Consider the following 18,029-nt stretch of genomic DNA (forward strand, 5'->3'; position numbering starts at 1 on the left):
AACATTCAAATTCACAGGCTATTGTATTGACAATAAAACAAGCAGAAGGTCAGTTAATCTGCATTTCAAGACCAAAAGAATATCTGCTTATCTTTATTCGCTTTTTTCCATATGTCGATATAATGCGTATTTACATCATTTAAGTCACCAATCCATATAAAGTGCAGGATATTTGGAACGGATGACTTTTCTATCTTTGATAAATCGACACCCAATGCCTGATGGTTCATTTACATCACCACGAAAATATAATATGTAAAACTTGAATGATTCAATGCTGGGTTATGCTTAGCTCAAAAAATAGACTATCGCCATAACAACAACACAAATAGAACAGAACAATAAATCACCGGAAAAATTTTTCAATGAATCCAAATAGTCATTGCTGTTCTTATTTAATTTGTTAATGGCATCGCTTTCGTTATCAGCCTCTACTTCGACATGATGCTTTCTGAAGCCCTTCCGCTTCATATCCCTAATAATTTCTCGTGTAACCATGTCTTTTCTTAGCACTTTTGATTCATCACTCTTTATAAAAACAACATACCTATTCATCATATACCCCATAAAAGCACAGAATTTTACTTCTGTGCTGGGATTGCATCTGTTAATTAGCGTTTGGTTCCGAATTCTCTGGCCTCTCTCGGTCCAGTGCCATTGCCGCCGTACCCATTTTTGTTGAACTAGCATTCCCCCAGAAACCGCCGGCGCCGGAACCACTGCCATAAGGGCTGTTTTTTGACAGGAATAACTGAGGCCCGCGGTCACCGACGTTATTTCCGCCGCGACTTGAAGAACCGGAGCCTCCGTTATCAGACGATCTTTTTCCACTCCCATCTCGATCCTGCCATCCACCCGACACCGCATCGAATTGGCTGCTTAAAATTTCCTTCATCAATATTATCCTATGGATTCACTGGGGTTGCCCCGTTTTAAACGGGTTGTGGTTGAAAAAACAAAATGCACTAATAACAATCCATAACCACTCTTTATTTCATAAAAAAACCAATAAGCAAAGTTTATTTTAAATATCGAAAACAATCATATTAGAATAAAACCCAGAATAATATACCAAACCTGATTACACATAGATGCTATCGATTCAATTAATTGAACGCCAAATAATCTCAACGCCCAAGATTAATAACCCAATAAAGAAAAGGCGACGAAAAATCAGCGGGCTGCTGTGACGACGCGCGATCCCGCCCAGCCACATGCCGGCCAACGCCGGCAGCAGCGCCAACAGCGAAACGCCGAGCAGCGCGCCGGGCAGCGCCTGATGCCAGGCTAGTCCGGCGGCCAGCGCCAGCGTCGAGACGGTGAACGACAGCCCCAGCGCCTGCACCAGATCGTCACGCGCCAGACCCAATGCGTTCAAATAAGGCACCGCCGGTATGACGAACACGCCGGTGGCGCCGGTCAGCACGCCGGTCACCAGGCCGCACAGCGGCCCCAGCCAAGGCTCCGCCGCAGTGGAAACGCGCCAGTCGAAACGGGTAAAACCCAACAGCGCATAGCCGATCAGGCAAACGCCCAGCGCCAGCGGCGCCAGGCGGCCGTCGATGGCAGTGAGTGTGCCGGCGCTCAGCAACGTGCCCAGCGTGACGCACAGCATCATCGGCCAGAGCCGGCGGCACAGCGCCCCCAGCCGCGGCCCGCACAGCAACTGCCACAAATTGGTGATCAAAGAGGGCAACAGCAGCAGCGCGGCGGCCTGCCCCGGCGGCATCATCAGGCTGAGCAGCCCCATCGACACCGTCGGTAATCCCAAACCGATCGCCCCTTTGACCGTGCCGGCCAGCGTAAAAATGCCCGTCAGGGCGACAATTTCGAGTAACGTCAGCGACATGCGTCTATCCTTATGGCGAATCAACGGCCCGATTGTGGCCGGCGGCGCAGCGCGGCACAATGCGGCAATGGCAGAGCCTGCCTGCGGCAAAGACAGAGGAAGAACGCATGCATTTTGACTTTATCGATCTGCGGCTGTTGGCGGCGGTGCTTGAGACCGGCAGCATCACCGCCGGCGCCGAGCGCGTCGGGCTGTCGCTGGCCGCCGCCAGCGCACGCATACGCGGGCTGGAGCAACAGGCCGGTGTGGCGCTGCTGACGCGCAATCCGCGCGGCGTCCAGGCGACGCCCGCCGGTGAGCGCCTGTTGCAACACGCACGCGTGCTGCTGCAGCAGCGCGACCGGCTGCGCGGTGACATGGCCGAGTTTGCGCCGGGCCAGCGCAGCCAGTTGCGCATCGTCGCCAATACCGTCGCCGCCGACGCCTTTTTACCGGAGCTGTTGGCGGATTTTCTGGTGCTGCACCCGCACACCGACATCGCACTGGAGGAGTTGCCCAGCCCGGCCATCGCGCAGGCGATCGCCGAACGGGCGGCGGATATCGGCATCGTGGCGGATCACGCCGATCTGCGCGGGCTGGCAAGTTACCCCTTCCGGCAGGATCGTCTGGTGCTGGCGCTGCCGCCGGGGCATGCGCTCAGCGGCCGCCGCCAGCTCAGCTTTGCGGACGCCCTGCCTTTTGATTTCATCGGCCTGCCGGAACAGAGCGCGCTGCAACAGCATTTGGAGCAGTTGGCGATACGCAGCGGCGGCCCGATGCGGCTACGGGCGCGCGCCGCTAATTTCGACGCCATCTGTCGTATGGTGCGGCGCGGCGCCGGGCTGGCGGTGGTGCCGGAAGAGAGCGCCCAACGCCATCCGGAGATCCGGCATGGCGCTCTGCCGCTCACGGACGACTGGGCGACCCGGAACCTGTCGGTTGTGGTGCGTGAACGGGCGCAGCTGCCGCTGCCGGCGCAGCGGCTGGTGGCATTCCTGCGCCAGGGGGAAGACGGTCTTACAGGTGATCGTTGAACCAGGCGATCTGACGCCCGATGATGCCGGCGAAATGCGGGCCGGCGTACATGTCGTAGTGCTTCGCATTCTGCTCGACATGCAGCGCCTTTTTCGCGCTGCCTACCGCCTCATACAGCGCGATGCCCTGCTCCGGCGGATTGACGGTATCGCCGCCCGCCACCACCACCAGTGCCGGGCATGCGACGCGCGCCGCATTGTCACGCGGCTGATAGCGCAGCGTTTCGCGCACGGTCAGGAACGGGATCTTGATGTCCATCGCCGGGTAACGCGCCTTGTTCTCCTCGAAGAACGCCTTCGACTCGTCATCGCTCAACACCCGGGTGACGGCGACAAACATCTCTTTGCCGGTGGCCTGTTTCTTCTCCGCCATTTTGTCCAGCGTGGCGATGAACGCCTGTTTTTCGTCGGCGGCCATTTTCCCCGTCACGATGGTTTCCCCGTCGGCGAAGGCCAACTGGCTAACGACGCACTTGATGGCCGGCTCGGCCGCGGCAGCGCCGAACACGTGGCAGCCGCCAAACGACGTGCCCCACAAGCCGATGCGCTCGCTGTCGATCCGCGGCTGCGTTTGCACCCACCGGCTCACCGCCAGGATATCCTCAATCTGCAGCGCCGGTACCAGCCGCCCGCGTTCGCCCTCACTGGCGCCGAAGCCGCGATAGTCAAACGTCACCGCCGCAAAACCGGCGTTGACGAAGGCCTCGGCAAAGGCCGGCAGCAACAGTTCCTGAATGCCGCAGAAGCCGTGACACAGAATAATCGCCGGAACCTTGGTCGGGTTATCAGGTAAACGAACTGTTACGGCCAGGCCGCTTTCCATTTTATGCGTGGTTAATGCCATGTTAACATCCTGTTTTTTATAGGTAAGGTAAAAATCAGGCTCACATTAATCCCCGAATGAACGTCGCCAGTCAATAACTCAATGTAACAATTTACAATGTTAATGATTCCCCGGTTCCGCGCGCAGCCGCGCCACCTGCGCCTCCACGTCGCGCCAGGCCGGTTTGTCACCGGCATAGCGTTGGCGCAGATAATTCACCAGCGCCGTCACCTGTCGATCGGAAAAGCTGTCCTTAAAGCCCGGCATAAAGCCCAATTCGGCGGTGGCCGGTTTGGGGATCCCTTGCAGGATCACCTTGATCAGGTTATCGGGGCGATCGCTGAAGATATTGGTGTTATTGGCCAGATCCGGGCTGACGCCGAACAGCTGCGGCCCGCCGGCGGCGGCGCTGTGGCAGGCCTGACAAGCGCCCTGAAACAACCGCTCGCCCGCCAGTTGCCCCGCCGCCGGCAAGGCGCGGGCCGCCAACTGCGCCTGCGGTTCCACATTCAGCGTCGCCTTGGTGCTCAGCGACATCACATAGTTGGCCATCGCCCGCAGATCGCTCTGCGGCAACGTCGCCAGTTCGCTGACCACCGGCCCCATCGGCCCGGCCGCCACGCCGTGTTCGGCAGAATGCCCGCTGCGGAAGTACTGAAACAGCTGCTCCTCGGTCCAGGGCTTGTCCGCATTGGCCAATTGATTCAGCGCCGGCGCTTCCCATCCGTCCACCATCCCCCCCGCCAGGAAAGCCGCGCCGCCCTTTTCTGCCCCCAGCAGATTGCGCGGCGAATGGCAGGCGGCGCAGTGGCCGAGCCCGTTGACCAGATAGGCGCCGCGGTTCCACTGCGCGCTTTGTTGCGGATCGGGTTGAAATTCCCCCTGGCGCAGGAACAGCGCGTTCCAGCCGGCCATCAGCGGCCGCAGGTTAAACGGGAAGCGCATCTGATTGGCCGGATTGCTCTGGCGCACCGCCGGTTGCGACATCAGATAAGCGTACAGCGCCTGCATGTCGCCGTCGGTCATTTTACTGAATGCGGTGTAAGGAAATGCCGGATAGAGATGGCGGCCGTCGCGGGCGATGCCCTGGCGCATCGCCCGATCGAACGCGGTAAATGACCAGTTGCCGATGCCGGTTGCCACGTCCGGGGTAATGTTGGTGCTGTAGAGCGTGCCGAACGGCGTCGCCATCGCCAGCCCGCCGGCGTTGGTCGCCCCTTCCGACGCGGTATGGCAAACCGCGCAGTCTCCGGCGGCGGCCAATTGGCGGCCGCGCTCCAGCGTGGCGGCCGACCAGGTGCCGGCACCGGGCGTCGCCACCGGCGCGATCTCCGCCCGCCACGGCAAGGCGCTGCCCGCGATGCCCAGCACCGCGCCGAACAGCCCCGCCGCACCGCCGAACCACCATTTGCCGCGCTTCTTTTTCTTGGGCGGGGCGGCCTGCCGCTCGGTGTCCGGCCCGTTCAGCGCCTCTCGCAGCTTATCCGAGGTGATCGGCAGCTCGCGAAAACGAATGCCGGTGGCGTCGAACACCGCGTTGGCGATGGCCGCCGCGCTGGGCACCGACGCCGACTCCCCGGCGCCCAGCGGCGGATCGTAAGGGCGTGGCATCATCACCACGTCCACCTCCGGCACCTCCGGGAAGGTCAGGATCGGGTAAGCCCCCCATTCTTTGGCGGAGACCGTCGATTCCTCAAAGGTCACGCGCTCTTTCAACACCCGGCTGGTCGATTGCAACACGTTGCCGTGAATTTGGTGGCGCACGCCGTCCGGGTTGACCATCATGCCCGCGTCGTGGCCGACCACGATGCGCGTCACCGCCACTTCGCCGCTGGCTTTGTCGATCGCCACGTCGGCCACCCAAGCGGCCCAGGCCGCGCCAAAGCCGGGAAACTTGCTGTGGATGTAACGGGCATAGGCAAAGCCGCGCCCGCGCAGCACGCCGTCTTCCGCCGGGGTCTGCATCGGTTCGGTATGCGGCGTCCAGCCGGCGCGCTCTGCGGTGCTGCGCATCAGCTCACTGGCGCGTTCGTCATGGATATAGCGCAGCCGGTATTCCAGCGGATCGACGCCGGCGGCGTGGGCCAGCTCATCGATATAAGATTCGTGGGCGAAGGTGTTCGGCAAGGCGGAAACGCCGCGCATCCAGGAGGCGCGCACGATCGGCGCCATGTCCTCGATGCTGACGCGCAGCGCCGGATATTCATAAGGCGGCACCGAGGTGCGGTCGCCCATTTCATAGGCCACCGGCAACGGCTCGACCCGACCGGTCAGCAACAGCGCCAGCGTCGGCGCGCCGTTGGAAGGATAATAGGTGCGAAAGTCGTAGGCGACCGGGTGCCCGGCGGCGTCCAGCCCGCCGTCCACTTCCATCAGCTGCGCCGTGCCCTTCGGTTCCCACACATGTTCTTGTTCACGGGTCAGCTGCACCCGCACCGCCCTGCCCACCGCGCGCGACAGCAGCGCCGCGTCGGCGCAGACGTCATCGGCGCAATTGCGGCCATAGCAACCGGCCGCCTCCATGCGAACAATCTCGATCTGCGCTTCCGGGTATTCCAGCAGCCAGGCCAGATCGGCGCGCAGCAGGTGCGGGTTCTGGCTGCCTGACCAGACCTGCAGGCGCTCCGGCCGGTAGTCCGCCAGCGCGCAGGAAGGGCCAATCGAGGCATGCAGCTGATACGGCCACAGGTAGCTGCGGGTGAAACGCCTGTCGGCCGCCGCCAGCGCCGCGTCCACATCGCCGGTATCGTGCACCACCCGGGTCGAATGCGGGTTGTCGCGCAGCGCCTGCGCCACGTCGGTCATCTGCGGCAAATTGCGCCGCCAGTCTTTCCAACTGACCTGCAGCGCCTGCGCCGCCTTGATCGCCTGCTCTTCGCGCTCGGCGACAATGCCGATGAAATCGCCGATCACCACCAGTTTGACGATGCCGGGAATATGCGCGATCGAGGTTTCGTCCACCGCCAGCAGGCTGGTGCCGACGAATTCGCCGCTGTCATACCCGGCATAGGGCGGCCGCACCACTCGGCCGTGCAGCATGTTCGGCAGGCGCATGTCGTGTACGTAGGTGGTTTCGCCGGTCGCCTTGGCCGGAATATCGACGCGCGCGGCGCTGGTGCCCACCAGGCGATATTCCGCCTGCGGTTTCAGCGGCGCGTCACCGGAAATCGACAGTTCGACATGACCGCCGGCCACCAGCTCGGCGTAGCTGAGCGCCTGCCCCTGCGGGCTGCGGATCACGCCCTCCACCAGCGTCAGCTGTTCCACCGGCGCATCGAAGCGCTGCGCCGCCTGGCGCAACAGCCAACGGCGCGCTTCGGCGGCGGCGTTGCGCAGCGGCACGGCGGAGATCTGCAGCGTGGCGCTGGCGATGGTGGCGCCCTGATTCGGCGCGCGTTCGGTATCGCCCAACACCATTCGCACCTGATCCATGCGCAGGTACAGCTCTTCGGCGACGATTTGGCCGAGCGCGGTGCGTACACCGGTGCCGAGATCGACATGGCCGTTAAAGGCATAGATTTCGCCGCTGCCGCACAGGGCGATAAACAGCCCTTGCTCCCTGGGCTTCAGCACCGGCGTTTGCCCTTTGGGCACCGGCCCCGACGGCGGTTGCACGCTGTCGACGATCAGCAGCACGCCGTCGCGCTGCAGCAATTCGGCCTGGCTCGGCGATGAGGGACGGGAATCAGTCATGAGCGTGGGCGTCCTCATCGCGGCAGAAGATGATGGCGCGCTGAACCGCACGCAGGATTTCGAGATGGGTGCCGCAGCGGCACAGGTTGCCGGACAGCGCCTGACGGATCTCCGCCTCGCTCGGGGCGGGATTGCGATCCAACAGGGCTTTGGTGGTCATGATCATGCCGTTGAGGCAGTAGCCGCATTGCGCCGCCTGCTCTTCGATAAAGGCACGCTGCACCGGATGCGGGCGCTGGCGATCGCCAAGGCCTTCCAGGGTCACGATCGCCCGGCCGGACACGCCGAGCGCCGGGATCACGCAGGAGCGCGCCGCCACGCCGTCGATCAACACGGTACAGGCGCCGCATTCGCCCAGGCCGCAGCCGTATTTCGGGCCGTTGAGCGCCAGATCGTTGCGCAGTACCAGCAAGAGCGGCGTATCCGCCATCACCTGCGCATGAAGTTGTTCGCCGTTCACCGACAGCATCAGCGGATGCTCCGTCAGCGTGGTTTTCGCGCCTTCCCTGGGCGACTGCACTTCAGATATCGCCATTGTTCGCGTCTCCGCCTGCACGTGATGGTCTTATGGGCTGGCCTCTCGCCACCGACCACCAGGCAACCGACGTTGCGCGGGCGAATCAGCCGGTGGGCGGATCTTCCAGCATTTTATTCAGCAGGAATATCAGCGCTATCCGTTCGGCCGGGTTGAGCGTGCCGAACGTCAGCTCCGTGATTTTCGCCGCCTGCGGCACCGTTTCCGTCAGCAGCACGGCGCCGGCGTCGGTCAGGCCGACCACCACCTTGCGCCGATCGACCGGATCCGGCGTCACCGTGATCAGATCGCGCGCCTTCAGCCGCTCGACGATGCCGCGTATGGTGGCCTGATCCACCGCCGTCACCTGCACCAGCTCGGTCAGCGAGCTCGGCCCCATATCGCGCACCGCGCACAGGGTAATGAACTGCACCGCCGTCAGCTGCGAATCGCCGACGTTTTGCTGGAAAATCGCCAGGTGGCGCTGATAAACCTTGCGCAGCAGGTGCCCGACTTGCTCGGTAAAATGATAATTTTCGGGTTGGCCGCTCACGGCTGACGGGTATTCGGGGGGCGTCATTGCGTTACTCTCACCATCTATGGAATCCACGAGAATAGTACAAACCCCCGCCGTTGGCAGCAACGATTAAGCCCGGCGCACGCGCGAGGCCTCCGGCGCCACCACTTCCCCGTCCACCACCACCGTTTGCCCGTCGAGGCGGATGTCGCAGCGGCGCAGCGCGATGTCCATATGGCAAGGCGTTTTGCGCGTGCCGCCCACTTCGGTGTTCGGCCCGGTGGAGAACAGGAAGTTGCCGTAAAACGCGCGCGCGTCCATGCACATGCCGTCGTTCTTGTCGTGCAGGCCCATCGCCGTCCACTGGGCGCGCGGCTGTAGGCCCCAGCCGATGTGCGAGATGCCGTACACCTCCGGATCGTCGAAGTATTTCATGTATTCGCGCAGGTATTCCGCCTCGAAACCGCCGTGAATGCGGGTAACGAACCCTTGTTCGATCTCCAGCGTGATGCGTTCGCGCGCGTAGCTTTTAAACGGCAGCAAGATATCGCCGACCTCCAGCACCAGCACCCCTTCCGCCTGCTCCTCATTCGGCCAGGTGAACAGGAAGCCGCTCGGCCAGTGATCCCAGCGCCCCGGTTCATCGGCATAGCCGTACTCGGTCACCGTCGGGTATTGCCCGAGCGGCGCGCGGAAATCGCTGCCGGCGGCGGAGGTCACCTGCATCAGCTTCGCCTGCTCCAGTACGGCGGCGGCGGCCAGCACCCGCGCCTTGTCCTCCGCGTTGGGCAACATGCGCGCCAGCACCTCCGGCGGCTCCACCGCCAGCAGGATGCGGGTGCCGGTTTTCAGGATCTGCTCCTGCTCCGGCGAATGCAGCAGCATCATGGTATCGACGATCAGGTCGGCGGCCTCCAGCGCACGCTGCGCCGCCAGGTTGCCGGTCAGCGCGGTATCGCCGCAATAGGCGGTCATGTCGTTGCCCATCGCCCGCGGATGGTTGAACGCCGGCAGCTCGACGGCATACACCCTGGCACCCAGCCGCAGCGCCGCGTCGGTCGCGGCGCGCACCGTGCGCGCATCGGAATAATGGCTTTTCAAAATCGCCACGCTCTGCGAAGCATCGACCTTCGACAGCGTAAGCACCTGCTCGAACAGCTGTACCAACTGGGTTTCATTGACCGCCATGGCCTGTCTCCTGTCTCGTCAAGGGGGTCCGACGCCCGCAAGGCGGCGGTGATTTTTCAAACAATTTAAAGTGAACACACTCGTTTTTATCTAAGTCAAAAAAGCAAAGGAAAGCAAGTCGCGACTATCCATCATAAGAAAGTCCTATTTCATCCCTCTGCAATCCTGTGATTAACATGAGTTTAACAGTAATGCGCCGTCAATTAGCGTGAGCAAGATCTGATTTAACACTTTTGCAACTTTGCGTTATCTAGTGCATACACTATAAATCGATCGTCCAGCCACGCGTTGGGCCTACGCTGAAAAAAGCCAACAGACAGGGGAAATATGATGAGCAAACAACCACGCATCGCCGTCGTCGGCGCCGGGCTGGGGGGCGCCGCCGCCGCCGGGCTGCTGCAAAAAGCCGGCTTTACCGTCGATCTGTATGAACAGAGCCCGGCGTTCTCGCGCCTCGGCGCCGGCATTCACATGGGGCCGAACGTCCTGAAGATTTTCCGCCGGCTCGGCATTGAGCAGCGGCTGGAGCAGATGGCGTCTCATCCCGATTTCTGGTTCAGCCGCGATGCCGAGAGCGGCGACTATCTGTCGCGCATCGAACTGGGCGCCTTCGCCCGCCGGGAGTACGGCGCCGCCTATGTGACGGTGCACCGCGGCGATCTCCAGGCGTTGCAGCTTTCCGCGCTGCAGCCCGGCACCCTGCACTTCGGCAAATGCCTGAGCAAGATTGAAGATCGCGGGGACGAGGTGGTGCTGAACTTCGTCGACGGCACCTCGGCCCATGCCGACATCGTGATCGGCGCCGACGGCATCAATTCGCGCATCCGCGAACATCTGCTGGGGGCGGAAGCGCCGACCTACAGCGGCTGGGTGGCCCACCGCGCGCTGATCCGCGGCGAGAAGCTGGCGAAATACAACCTGACGTTCGAAGACTGCGTGAAGTGGTGGTCGGCGGATCGCCATCTGATGGTCTACTACACCACCCAACGGCGCGACGAGTATTACTACGTGAGCGGCGTGCCACACCCAGCCTGGGATTTCCAGGGCAGCTTCATCGACAGCAGCCGCGAAGAGATGTTCGAGACCTTCGCCGGCTACCACCCGATCGTGCAGGCGCTGATCGAATCCAGCGAGCAGGTCACCAAATGGCCATTGCTGAACCGCAAACCACTGCCGCTGTGGAGCGAAGGCCGCCTGGTGCTGCTCGGCGACGCCTGCCATCCGATGAAACCGCACATGGCGCAGGGCGCGGCGATGGCGATCGAAGACGCCGCCATGCTGACCCGTTGCCTGCAGGAAACCGGCCTCGGCGACTACCGCACCGCCTTCCAGCTGTATGAAGCCAACCGCAAGGAGCGCGCATCCAGGGTGCAGGCGGTGTCCAACGCCAACACCTTCCTGCGCACCCAGGAAGATCCGGCCTGGGTCTACGGCTATGACCTGTACGCGCAAGCGCTGAAATCGGAGAACGCCGCATGAGCACCTTCCTCTACGGCGCCCACGTTCACGCCAACGGTATTCGCCAACACTACCTGCGCTACGGCGGCCACGGCCCGGCGCTGATCCTGATCCCCGGTATCACCAGCCCGGCGATCACCTGGGGCTTCGTCGCCGAGCGACTGGGAGAAAAATACGACGTCTACGTACTCGACGTGCGCGGCCGCGGTTTGTCGTCCAGCGGCCCGGAACTGGCTTACGACGCAGAGACCTGCGCGCAGGACGTCAATGCCTTCGCCGCCGCGCTGAACCTGGCCAGTTACGCCCTGCTCGGCCATTCGATGGGCGCCCGCTTCGCCCTGCGCGCCGCCGTTTTGCAGCCCACCGGCGTGCGGCGGCTGGTGCTGGTCGACCCGCCGGTTTCCGGCCCCGGCCGCCGCGCCTATCCCGGCCAATGGCCGTGGTACGCCGACTCGATCCGGCAGTCGCTGCCGGGCATGAGCGCCGAGCAGATGCGCGCCTTTTGCCCGACCTGGAGCGAAGAGCAGCGCCGGCTGCGCGCCGAGTGGCTGCACACCTGCTACGAGCCGGCGATCCAACGCGCCTACGACGATTTTCATCAGGTGGACAGCCACCGCGACTACCCGCTGCTGACCATGCCGACGCTGCTGATAGCCGCAGGCAAAGGCGGCGTCATTCAGCCCGAAGACCGGGCGGAGATCCGCGCGCTGCAGCCGGAGATCGCCATCGTCGAGGTCGAGAACGCCGGACACATGATCCCGTGGGACGATTTCGACGGCTTCTGCCGCGCCCTGGGCGATTTTCTGGATTAACTGAGGAATACCGACATGAGCAACCACTACCGCATCGGCCAGATCGTGCCCAGCTCCAACACCACGATGGAAACCGAGATCCCGGCGATGCTGGGCGCGCGCCAGCTGATACGCCCGGAGCGTTTCACCTTTCACTCCAGCCGCATGCGCATGAAACACGTCAATAAAGAAGAGCTGGCGGCGATGGACGCCGAGTCCGATCGCTGCGCGCTGGAGCTCTCCGACGCGCGGGTCGACGTGCTCGGCTACGCCTGCCTGGTGGCCATCATGGCGATGGGGCTGGGCTACCACCGCGAATCGCAGGCCCGGCTGGCGCAGGTGACGAAAGACAATCAGGCCCCCGCGCCGGTTATCAGCAGCGCCGGCGCGCTGGTCAACGGCCTGAAGGTGATCGGCGCCAAACGCATCGCGCTGGTGGCGCCCTATATGAAACCGCTGACCCAGCTGGTGGTGGACTACATCCAGCACGAAGGCATTGAGGTCAAGGTATGGCACGCACTGGAGATCCCGGACAACCTCGACGTCGGCCGGCACGATCCGGCCAGGCTGCCGGGGATCGTCGCCGAGATGGATTTACGCGAGGTCGATGCTATCGTGCTGTCCGCCTGCGTACAGATGCCTTCGCTGCCGGCCGTTCCGACGGTGGAGGCCCAAACCGGCAAACCGGTGATCACCGCCGCCATCGCCACCACTTACGCGATGCTGACCGCGCTGGAGCTGGAACCGATCGTCCCCGGCGCCGGCGCCCTGCTGTCCGGCGCCTATTGAGGAGGCAGAATGAACGACACCCTTAGCGACAACTATCGCGGCGTCTGGGACCAGCGCCTTGGCTTCGGCCGGCGCCCGGCGTTGCTGGCGATCGACTTTATGCTGGCCTACACCACCGAAGGCGCGCCGCTGTTCGCGCCGGGCGTGGTGAGCGCGGTCGAGGAAAGCCGCGAGCTGCTGGCCTGTGCGCGCCGCACGGGAATTCCTGTGATCCACACCCATATCCGCTATCATGCAGGCCATTTTGCCGATGGCGGTCTGTGGGTCAAAAAAGCGCCGGTGATGAAGGACATGGTGGCGGGCAACCCACTGGCGGCGTTCTGCCCGCCGGTGGCGCCGCTGGCCGATGAGGTGGTGCTGAGCAAGCAATACGCCAGCGCCTTCTTCGGCACCGCGCTGGCGCCGCTGCTGGTGGCGCAAGGGATCGACACGCTGCTGATGATCGGCTGCTCCACCAGCGGCTGCATCCGCGCCAGCGCGGTGGACGCGGTGCAGCACGGCTTTCGCGCCATGGTGGTGCGCGAGTGCGTCGGCGATCGTCACCCCGGCCCGCACGAAGCCAACCTGTTCGACATCGACAGCAAATACGGCGACGTGGTGCACAAACGGGAGGCGCTCGACTACCTGAACCGGTTATGAATCAACGATTCACCTGCAACGACAATAACGAAGGCGCAGACAGCGCCTCACGCGACCGCCCGAAACAGGGCGGCGCCCCTGCAACGCAAACACAACAGGCGCCTCCTGCGGAGGCCAACACGCATCACCTGGAGACAACATCATGGCCATTGTCGACACCCCGCTGGCGGGGAAAGCGGACGCAGAATCGCTGCTGCTGTACCGCAAAATTACCTGGAAACTGATCCCGTTTCTTTGCCTGTGTTACCTGGCGGCCTACCTCGATCGCATCAACGTCGGGCTGGCCAAGCTGCAGATGGCCGATGCGCTGCAGCTGAGCGAAGCGGCCTTCGGCCTGGGCGCCGGGCTGTTCTTCGTCGGCTATATTCTGTTCGAGGTGCCGAGCAACCTGATCCTGCAGCGCGTCGGCGCCAAGATGTGGATCGCCCGCATCATGATCACCTGGGGGCTGCTGTCCACCGCCACCATGTTCGTCACCACGCCGACCCAGTTCTACGTCATTCGCTTTCTGCTCGGCGTGGCGGAGGCCGGTTTCCTGCCCGGCGTGCTCTTTTACCTGACGCTGTGGTTCCCGACCTATCGTCGCGGCCGCATCATCGCGCTGTTTATGATCGGCCTGCCGCTGTCCAGCGTGATCGGCGGGCCGCTCTCCGGCTGGATCATGGGCCATTTCGACATGCGCCACGGGCTGCACGGCTGGCAGTGGCTGTTTTTGCTGGAGGGCATTCCCAGCGTGCTGTTGGGGGTGCTGACCTTCTGGCTGTTGCCTAACACTTATCAGCAGGCCAAGTGGCTGACGCCCGAGGAGAAACAGCGCATCGCCGACGATTTGGCGCGTGACGACGCCGAGGCCGATCACGGCAAGCACAGCTTCCGCGACGGTTTCTTCAACCTGAAAGTGTGGATGCTCGGCGGCATCGACTTCGCCATTCTGCTCAGCGCCTACGCCATGGGCTTTTGGATGCCGACCTTCATCAAAACCGCCGGCGTCACCGACATCACCACCATCGGCTACCTGACGGCGATCCCCAGCGTCGCCGCCCTGCTCGGCATGCTGTTGATCGGCAGCAGTTCCGACCGACTGCGCGAACGGCGCTGGCATATCATCGTGCCGTTTATCGTCGGCGCGCTGGCAATGGCCGGCAGCACCTTCTTCACCCACAATGCGCTGGCCACGGTGCTGCTGTTCTCCATCGCCCAGGCGGCGATCATCGGCGCGGTACCGGTATTCTTCAGCCTGCCGGCCACCTTCCTGCGCGGCACGGCGGCGGCGACCGGCTTCGCGCTGGCCTGTTCGCTGGCCAACATCGCCGGGCTGGTGAGCAATTCGCTGATGGGGCTGGCGCTGGATCTGACCGGCAAGAGCGGCGGCGCGCTCTGGGCCTTCGCCGGCTGCCTGCTGCTCAGCTCGCTGCTGGTGGTGGCCCTGCCGGCCAAGGTGGTAAACCGCTGAATGTCGGCCAAGCCGAAAAAGACGAAGGGCGCATAACGCGCCCTTTTGTTTACTTACCGGAAATGGCCGAACTTACTCGTCCTTCAGCCCGCGGTTGATCAGCATCGGTTCGATGCTCGGCTCTTTGCCGCGCCAGTCGATGTACAGCTTCTCCAGATCCTGGCTGTTGCCGCGCGACAGGATCATGTCGCGGAAGCGCTGGCCGTTTTCGGCGGTCAGGCCACCGTGTTCGGTGAACCACTGGAAGGCGTCGTCCGCCAGCATTTCCGTCCACAGATAGGCATAGTAGCCCGCGGCGTAGCCGTTACCCCAGATGTGCTGGAAATAGCTGGAACGGTAGCGCGGCGGCACGTAGCTGAGATCGACCTTGTCTTTTTGCAGCGACTCGGCCTCGAACTTGTCCACGTCCTGCTGCGGCTGATCGGCGGTCAGCATGTGCCAGTGCATATCCAGCAGCGCGGCGGACAGCAGCTCGGTCATGCTGTAGCCCTTGTTGAACTTGTCGGCCTTCTTGATCTTGTCGACCAGTTCCTGCGGCATCGCCTCGCCGGTCTGGTAATGCTTGGCGAAGTGGCTGAACACTTTCGGATCGCTGACCCAGTGCTCGTTGAACTGCGACGGGAACTCGACGAAGTCGCGCGCGGTGTTGGTGCCCGACAGGCTCGGGTATTCCTGATCGGCGAACATGCCGTGCAGCGCGTGGCCGAACTCGTGGAACAGGGTGATTACGTCGTCATACGACAGCAGCGCCGGCTGGCCCGGCGCCGGTTTGGTGAAGTTGGCGACGTTGTAGATCACCGGCTTGGTGCCGTTAAGCTTCGACTGATCGACGAAGTTGCTCATCCAGGCGCCGCCGCCCTTGTTGTCGCGCTTGAAGTAGTCGGTGTAGAACAGCGCCAGCGATTTGCCGTCCTTGTCGAACACTTCATACACCTTGACGTCCGGCTGGTAGACAGGGATGTCCTTGCGCTCCTTGAAGCTGATGCCGTACAGCAGGTTGGCGGCGTAGAACACGCCGTTGTTCAGCACGTTGTTCAGCTCGAAGTAAGGCTTGATCTGCGACTCGTCCAGATCGTACTTGGCCTTGCGCACCTGTTCGGCGTAGAACTGCCAGTCCCAGGCCTGCACCTTGAAATCGCCTTTCTGCTGGTCGATCACCGCCTGAATGTCTTTGGCCTCACGCTCGGCGCGCGCGGTAGCCGCCGGTACGATGTTGCGCATAAAACTCAGCGCGGCATCCGGCGTCTTGGCCATCTGGTTTTGCAGTTTCCAGGCGGCGTAGTTCGGGTAGCCCAGTAGCTTGGCCTGCTCGGCGCGCACTTTGGCCAGACGGGAGATGGTTTGGCGGGTATCGTTGCCGTCGCCCTTCTCCGCACGCGTCCAGGAGGCGTCGAACAGCGCCTGGCGGGTATCGCGATCTTTCAGGCTCTGCAGCAGCGGCTGTTGCGTGGTGTTTTGCAGCACCAGCAGCCACTGTTTCTCCAGCTTGCGTTCGGCGGCCGCCTGGGCCGCCGCAGCCAGCTCGCCTTCCGACAGGCCGTCCAGCTTCGCCGGGTCGGTTATCGCCAGCGCGCCGTTTTTGCTCGCCGCCAGCAGTTTGTTGGTGAACTGGGTGCTCAGCGTCGCCGCTTCCTGGTTCAGCGCCTTCAGCTTGGCCTTGTCGGCGTCCGACAGGTTGGCGCCCGCCAGCTCGAAGTTCTTGTAGGTCACTTCCACCAGCCGGCGCGATTCCGGATCCAGCTTCAGCGCATCGCGATCCTGATAGATGGCCTTGATGCGTGCGAACAGCTTGCCGTTGAGCATGATGTCGTCGTTCAATGCCGCCAGCTTCGGCGAGGTTTCTTCATCCAGTTTCTGCAGCGCGTCGCTGGTGTTGGCCGAGGTCATGGCGCCGAACACGTTCATCACCCGCGTCAGCAGCGAACCTGCCTGCTCCAGCGCCACGAAGGTATTCTTGAAATTAGGCTTGGCCGGGTTGTTGGCGATCTTCTCCACCTCTTCCCGCTTTTGCTTGATGCCCGCCTCGATCGCCGGCGCGTAGTCGCTCTCCTTGATCAGGTTGAACGGCGGCGCCTGGAACGGCAGACGGCTTTGATAGAAGAACGGATTCTGAGTCTTTTGCTTGTCGTGCTGATTGGCTTCACCGGTCACGGTAGCCTCCTTCGCCTGGCCGCTGGGCAGCGCGCTATGGTCGGCGTGAGGTTGGGTTTCTGCTGCCTGTGCCTGCGAGCCCAGCGCCATGCCGATCGCCAGCACCAATGTGGATAAACGCATCAAATCGAAACTCCTCCATGTTCACGGAATAAGGTCTCGGGGAATCGCTCCCTCTGAATCACCTCCTAGCTTAGGTGCAGTTGGCAGTTTGAGCAAAAACAAGTGATTAGAAGTTAGCCGCCTCGCCAACCTGCTGTATCAGGAACGTCAGCAACGCGCGCGTTTTGGCCGGCAGATAGCGGCGGCCGGGGTAAACGGCATACAGCTGCAACGGCGCCGGCGGCAGTGCCAGCGGCACCTCAACCAAACGGCCGTCGGCCAGAAACGGCCGGCAGCCGAGCTCGGAAAGCATGGCGAACCCCACGCCGGCCAAGGCTGCCTTCAGCGCCATCTCCCCGCTGTTGACGCGATAGCGCGTATTGACCGGGACGGTAACGAAGGTTCCGTCCGGGCGGATGAACTGCCACGGCATCCCCTTCAGCGCATCCACCGTGCTGATGCAGGGCAATTGCGTGAATTGTTTAATCGCCGACGACGTCGGCCACTGCGCCAGCAACGCCGGAGCGGCCACCACGATGCAGGGGAAAGACGCCAGCGGCTGCGCGACATAGTCGCTGTCGTCCAGCATGCCCCGGCTGATCATCACCGCCAGATCGACATCATCGAGCAGCGACGCCATGCCCGCCAGGTTGGTCACGCAGCTGATTTCGATCTGCGGATGCTGCACGGCGAACGCCGCCAGCGGCTCACCCAACAGGTATGGCCCCACTTCATTGGGCACGCACAGGCGCAGCGGCCCGCGCAGCTGTTGCTGCCGCTCGCTGAGGGTTTGCGCGGTGTGTTCCAGCGACGCCAGCAGCGGCTGGGTACGTTCATGCAACAGCTGGCCGTTCGGCGTCAACCGCATCGAACGGGTGCTGCGTTCTATCAATCGCTGCTCGAGCTGGCGCTCCAGCTGAGAGATGTAGCGGCTGACGTTGGAGGTCGGCATCGCCAGCGCCCGCGCCGCCCCGACGAAGCTACCCTGTTCCACCACCGTCACGAAAATGCGTAGCAGGTTTAAATCCAATTTGGCGCGCATGATTATC

16 protein-coding genes are annotated in these 18,029 nt (G+C 62.6%); 6 read left to right on the forward strand and 10 right to left on the reverse strand.

From position 1 onward, the window contains the following. Positions 1 to 65 precede the first annotated feature (65 nt). The 3 genes from ACUTSC_RS03255 to ACUTSC_RS03265 form a co-directional block, all read right to left on the reverse strand. On the reverse strand, positions 66 to 230 hold the full coding sequence (locus tag ACUTSC_RS03255) for a TcdA/TcdB catalytic glycosyltransferase domain-containing protein (protein WP_443003375.1): 165 nt from the start codon (positions 228 to 230) through the stop codon (positions 66 to 68). Positions 231 to 288: 58 nt separating this feature from the next. Then, positions 289 to 555: a hypothetical protein gene (locus tag ACUTSC_RS03260; RefSeq protein WP_443003376.1), complete on the reverse strand. Its 267-nt coding sequence runs from the start codon at positions 553 to 555 to the stop codon at positions 289 to 291. Between the two features lie 547 nt (positions 556 to 1,102). After that, on the reverse strand, positions 1,103 to 1,849 hold the full coding sequence (locus ACUTSC_RS03265; RefSeq protein ID WP_197767805.1) for a TSUP family transporter: 747 nt from the start codon (positions 1,847 to 1,849) through the stop codon (positions 1,103 to 1,105). Positions 1,850 to 1,956: 107 nt separating this feature from the next. Between ACUTSC_RS03265 and ACUTSC_RS03270 the strand changes: the two genes are divergently transcribed. Next, a complete protein-coding gene (locus ACUTSC_RS03270) occupies positions 1,957 to 2,862 on the forward strand; it encodes a LysR substrate-binding domain-containing protein (protein ID WP_197767804.1) in 906 nt (301 codons plus the stop codon). Here the strand turns inward: ACUTSC_RS03270 and uilS are convergent. From uilS to ACUTSC_RS03295, 5 genes are all read right to left on the reverse strand, one after another. After that, a complete protein-coding gene (uilS, locus tag ACUTSC_RS03275; RefSeq protein WP_197773977.1) occupies positions 2,846 to 3,706 on the reverse strand; it encodes a UilS family quorum-quenching N-acyl-homoserine lactonase in 861 nt (286 codons plus the stop codon). The genes ACUTSC_RS03270 and uilS overlap by 17 nt on opposite strands. Before the next feature lie 99 nt (positions 3,707 to 3,805). Then, positions 3,806 to 7,378, reverse strand: a complete 3,573-nt coding sequence (locus tag ACUTSC_RS03280; protein ID WP_445653071.1) for a molybdopterin cofactor-binding domain-containing protein — start codon at positions 7,376 to 7,378, stop codon at positions 3,806 to 3,808. Further along, positions 7,371 to 7,913 (reverse strand): (2Fe-2S)-binding protein, encoded by a 543-nt coding sequence (locus ACUTSC_RS03285; RefSeq protein ID WP_445653072.1) that lies wholly within the window; start codon positions 7,911 to 7,913, stop codon positions 7,371 to 7,373. The genes ACUTSC_RS03280 and ACUTSC_RS03285 overlap by 8 nt, the downstream gene beginning before the upstream one ends. Before the next feature lie 85 nt (positions 7,914 to 7,998). Then, positions 7,999 to 8,472 carry a MarR family winged helix-turn-helix transcriptional regulator gene (locus ACUTSC_RS03290; protein WP_033634451.1) on the reverse strand — a complete coding sequence of 158 codons (474 nt, stop codon included), beginning with the start codon at positions 8,470 to 8,472 and terminating at the stop codon, positions 7,999 to 8,001. 66 nt (positions 8,473 to 8,538) lie between these two features. Continuing rightward, the gene (locus ACUTSC_RS03295; protein ID WP_197773979.1) at positions 8,539 to 9,597 is read right to left on the reverse strand and encodes a 2,5-dihydroxypyridine 5,6-dioxygenase; all 1,059 of its coding nucleotides are present in this window, start codon (positions 9,595 to 9,597) and stop codon (positions 8,539 to 8,541) included. 327 nt (positions 9,598 to 9,924) lie between these two features. Here ACUTSC_RS03295 and ACUTSC_RS03300 point away from each other — a divergent pair, with 327 nt between their 5' ends. The 5 genes from ACUTSC_RS03300 to ACUTSC_RS03320 all read left to right on the forward strand — a co-directional run bounded on the left by ACUTSC_RS03300 (position 9,925) and on the right by ACUTSC_RS03320 (position 14,727). After that, positions 9,925 to 11,076, forward strand: coding sequence for an FAD-dependent monooxygenase (locus ACUTSC_RS03300; protein WP_033645813.1), 1,152 nt, complete (start codon positions 9,925 to 9,927; stop codon positions 11,074 to 11,076). Next, positions 11,073 to 11,867 carry an alpha/beta hydrolase gene (locus ACUTSC_RS03305; protein ID WP_445653073.1) on the forward strand — a complete coding sequence of 265 codons (795 nt, stop codon included), beginning with the start codon at positions 11,073 to 11,075 and terminating at the stop codon, positions 11,865 to 11,867. Before ACUTSC_RS03300 ends, ACUTSC_RS03305 begins: the two co-directional genes overlap by 4 nt. A gap of 15 nt (positions 11,868 to 11,882) precedes the next feature. Beyond that, positions 11,883 to 12,635, forward strand: coding sequence for a maleate cis-trans isomerase family protein (locus ACUTSC_RS03310; RefSeq protein ID WP_445653074.1), 753 nt, complete (start codon positions 11,883 to 11,885; stop codon positions 12,633 to 12,635). A 9-nt stretch (positions 12,636 to 12,644) separates the two neighbouring features. Then, positions 12,645 to 13,274, forward strand: coding sequence for an N-carbamoylsarcosine amidohydrolase (locus ACUTSC_RS03315; protein WP_445653075.1), 630 nt, complete (start codon positions 12,645 to 12,647; stop codon positions 13,272 to 13,274). Positions 13,275 to 13,416: 142 nt separating this feature from the next. Next, a complete protein-coding gene (locus ACUTSC_RS03320) occupies positions 13,417 to 14,727 on the forward strand; it encodes an MFS transporter (RefSeq protein WP_004938595.1) in 1,311 nt (436 codons plus the stop codon). A 72-nt stretch (positions 14,728 to 14,799) separates the two neighbouring features. Here the strand turns inward: ACUTSC_RS03320 and dcp are convergent, their stop codons facing one another. Together dcp and ACUTSC_RS03330 are read right to left on the reverse strand one after the other, a co-directional pair. Then, positions 14,800 to 17,001, reverse strand: a complete 2,202-nt coding sequence (gene dcp / locus ACUTSC_RS03325) for a peptidyl-dipeptidase Dcp (RefSeq protein ID WP_445653076.1) — start codon at positions 16,999 to 17,001, stop codon at positions 14,800 to 14,802. Between the two features lie 106 nt (positions 17,002 to 17,107). Next, entirely contained in the window at positions 17,108 to 18,022 is a 915-nt protein-coding gene (locus ACUTSC_RS03330; RefSeq protein WP_445653077.1) for a LysR family transcriptional regulator, read from the reverse strand. Positions 18,023 to 18,029: the final 7 nt, after the last annotated feature.

The sequence above is a fragment of the Serratia sp. TSA_105.2 genome (assembly GCF_052692115.1).

Bases quoted from the DNA above. Each gene is read 5' to 3' on its own strand.
- ACUTSC_RS03255 (WP_443003375.1), bottom strand. From the start codon at position 230: ATGAACCATCAGGCATTGGGTGTCGATTTATCAAAGATAGAAAAGTCA.
- ACUTSC_RS03260 (WP_443003376.1), bottom strand. From the start codon at position 555: ATGAATAGGTATGTTGTTTTTATAAAGAGTGATGAATCAAAAGTGCTA.
- ACUTSC_RS03265 (WP_197767805.1), bottom strand. From the start codon at position 1,849: ATGTCGCTGACGTTACTCGAAATTGTCGCCCTGACGGGCATTTTTACG.
- ACUTSC_RS03270 (WP_197767804.1), top strand. From the start codon at position 1,957: ATGCATTTTGACTTTATCGATCTGCGGCTGTTGGCGGCGGTGCTTGAG.
- uilS (WP_197773977.1), bottom strand. From the start codon at position 3,706: ATGGCATTAACCACGCATAAAATGGAAAGCGGCCTGGCCGTAACAGTT.
- ACUTSC_RS03280 (WP_445653071.1), bottom strand. From the start codon at position 7,378: ATGACTGATTCCCGTCCCTCATCGCCGAGCCAGGCCGAATTGCTGCAG.
- ACUTSC_RS03285 (WP_445653072.1), bottom strand. From the start codon at position 7,913: ATGGCGATATCTGAAGTGCAGTCGCCCAGGGAAGGCGCGAAAACCACG.
- ACUTSC_RS03290 (WP_033634451.1), bottom strand. From the start codon at position 8,472: ATGACGCCCCCCGAATACCCGTCAGCCGTGAGCGGCCAACCCGAAAAT.
- ACUTSC_RS03295 (WP_197773979.1), bottom strand. From the start codon at position 9,597: ATGGCGGTCAATGAAACCCAGTTGGTACAGCTGTTCGAGCAGGTGCTT.
- ACUTSC_RS03300 (WP_033645813.1), top strand. From the start codon at position 9,925: ATGATGAGCAAACAACCACGCATCGCCGTCGTCGGCGCCGGGCTGGGG.
- ACUTSC_RS03305 (WP_445653073.1), top strand. From the start codon at position 11,073: ATGAGCACCTTCCTCTACGGCGCCCACGTTCACGCCAACGGTATTCGC.
- ACUTSC_RS03310 (WP_445653074.1), top strand. From the start codon at position 11,883: ATGAGCAACCACTACCGCATCGGCCAGATCGTGCCCAGCTCCAACACC.
- ACUTSC_RS03315 (WP_445653075.1), top strand. From the start codon at position 12,645: ATGAACGACACCCTTAGCGACAACTATCGCGGCGTCTGGGACCAGCGC.
- ACUTSC_RS03320 (WP_004938595.1), top strand. From the start codon at position 13,417: ATGGCCATTGTCGACACCCCGCTGGCGGGGAAAGCGGACGCAGAATCG.
- dcp (WP_445653076.1), bottom strand. From the start codon at position 17,001: ATGCGTTTATCCACATTGGTGCTGGCGATCGGCATGGCGCTGGGCTCG.
- ACUTSC_RS03330 (WP_445653077.1), bottom strand. From the start codon at position 18,022: ATGCGCGCCAAATTGGATTTAAACCTGCTACGCATTTTCGTGACGGTG.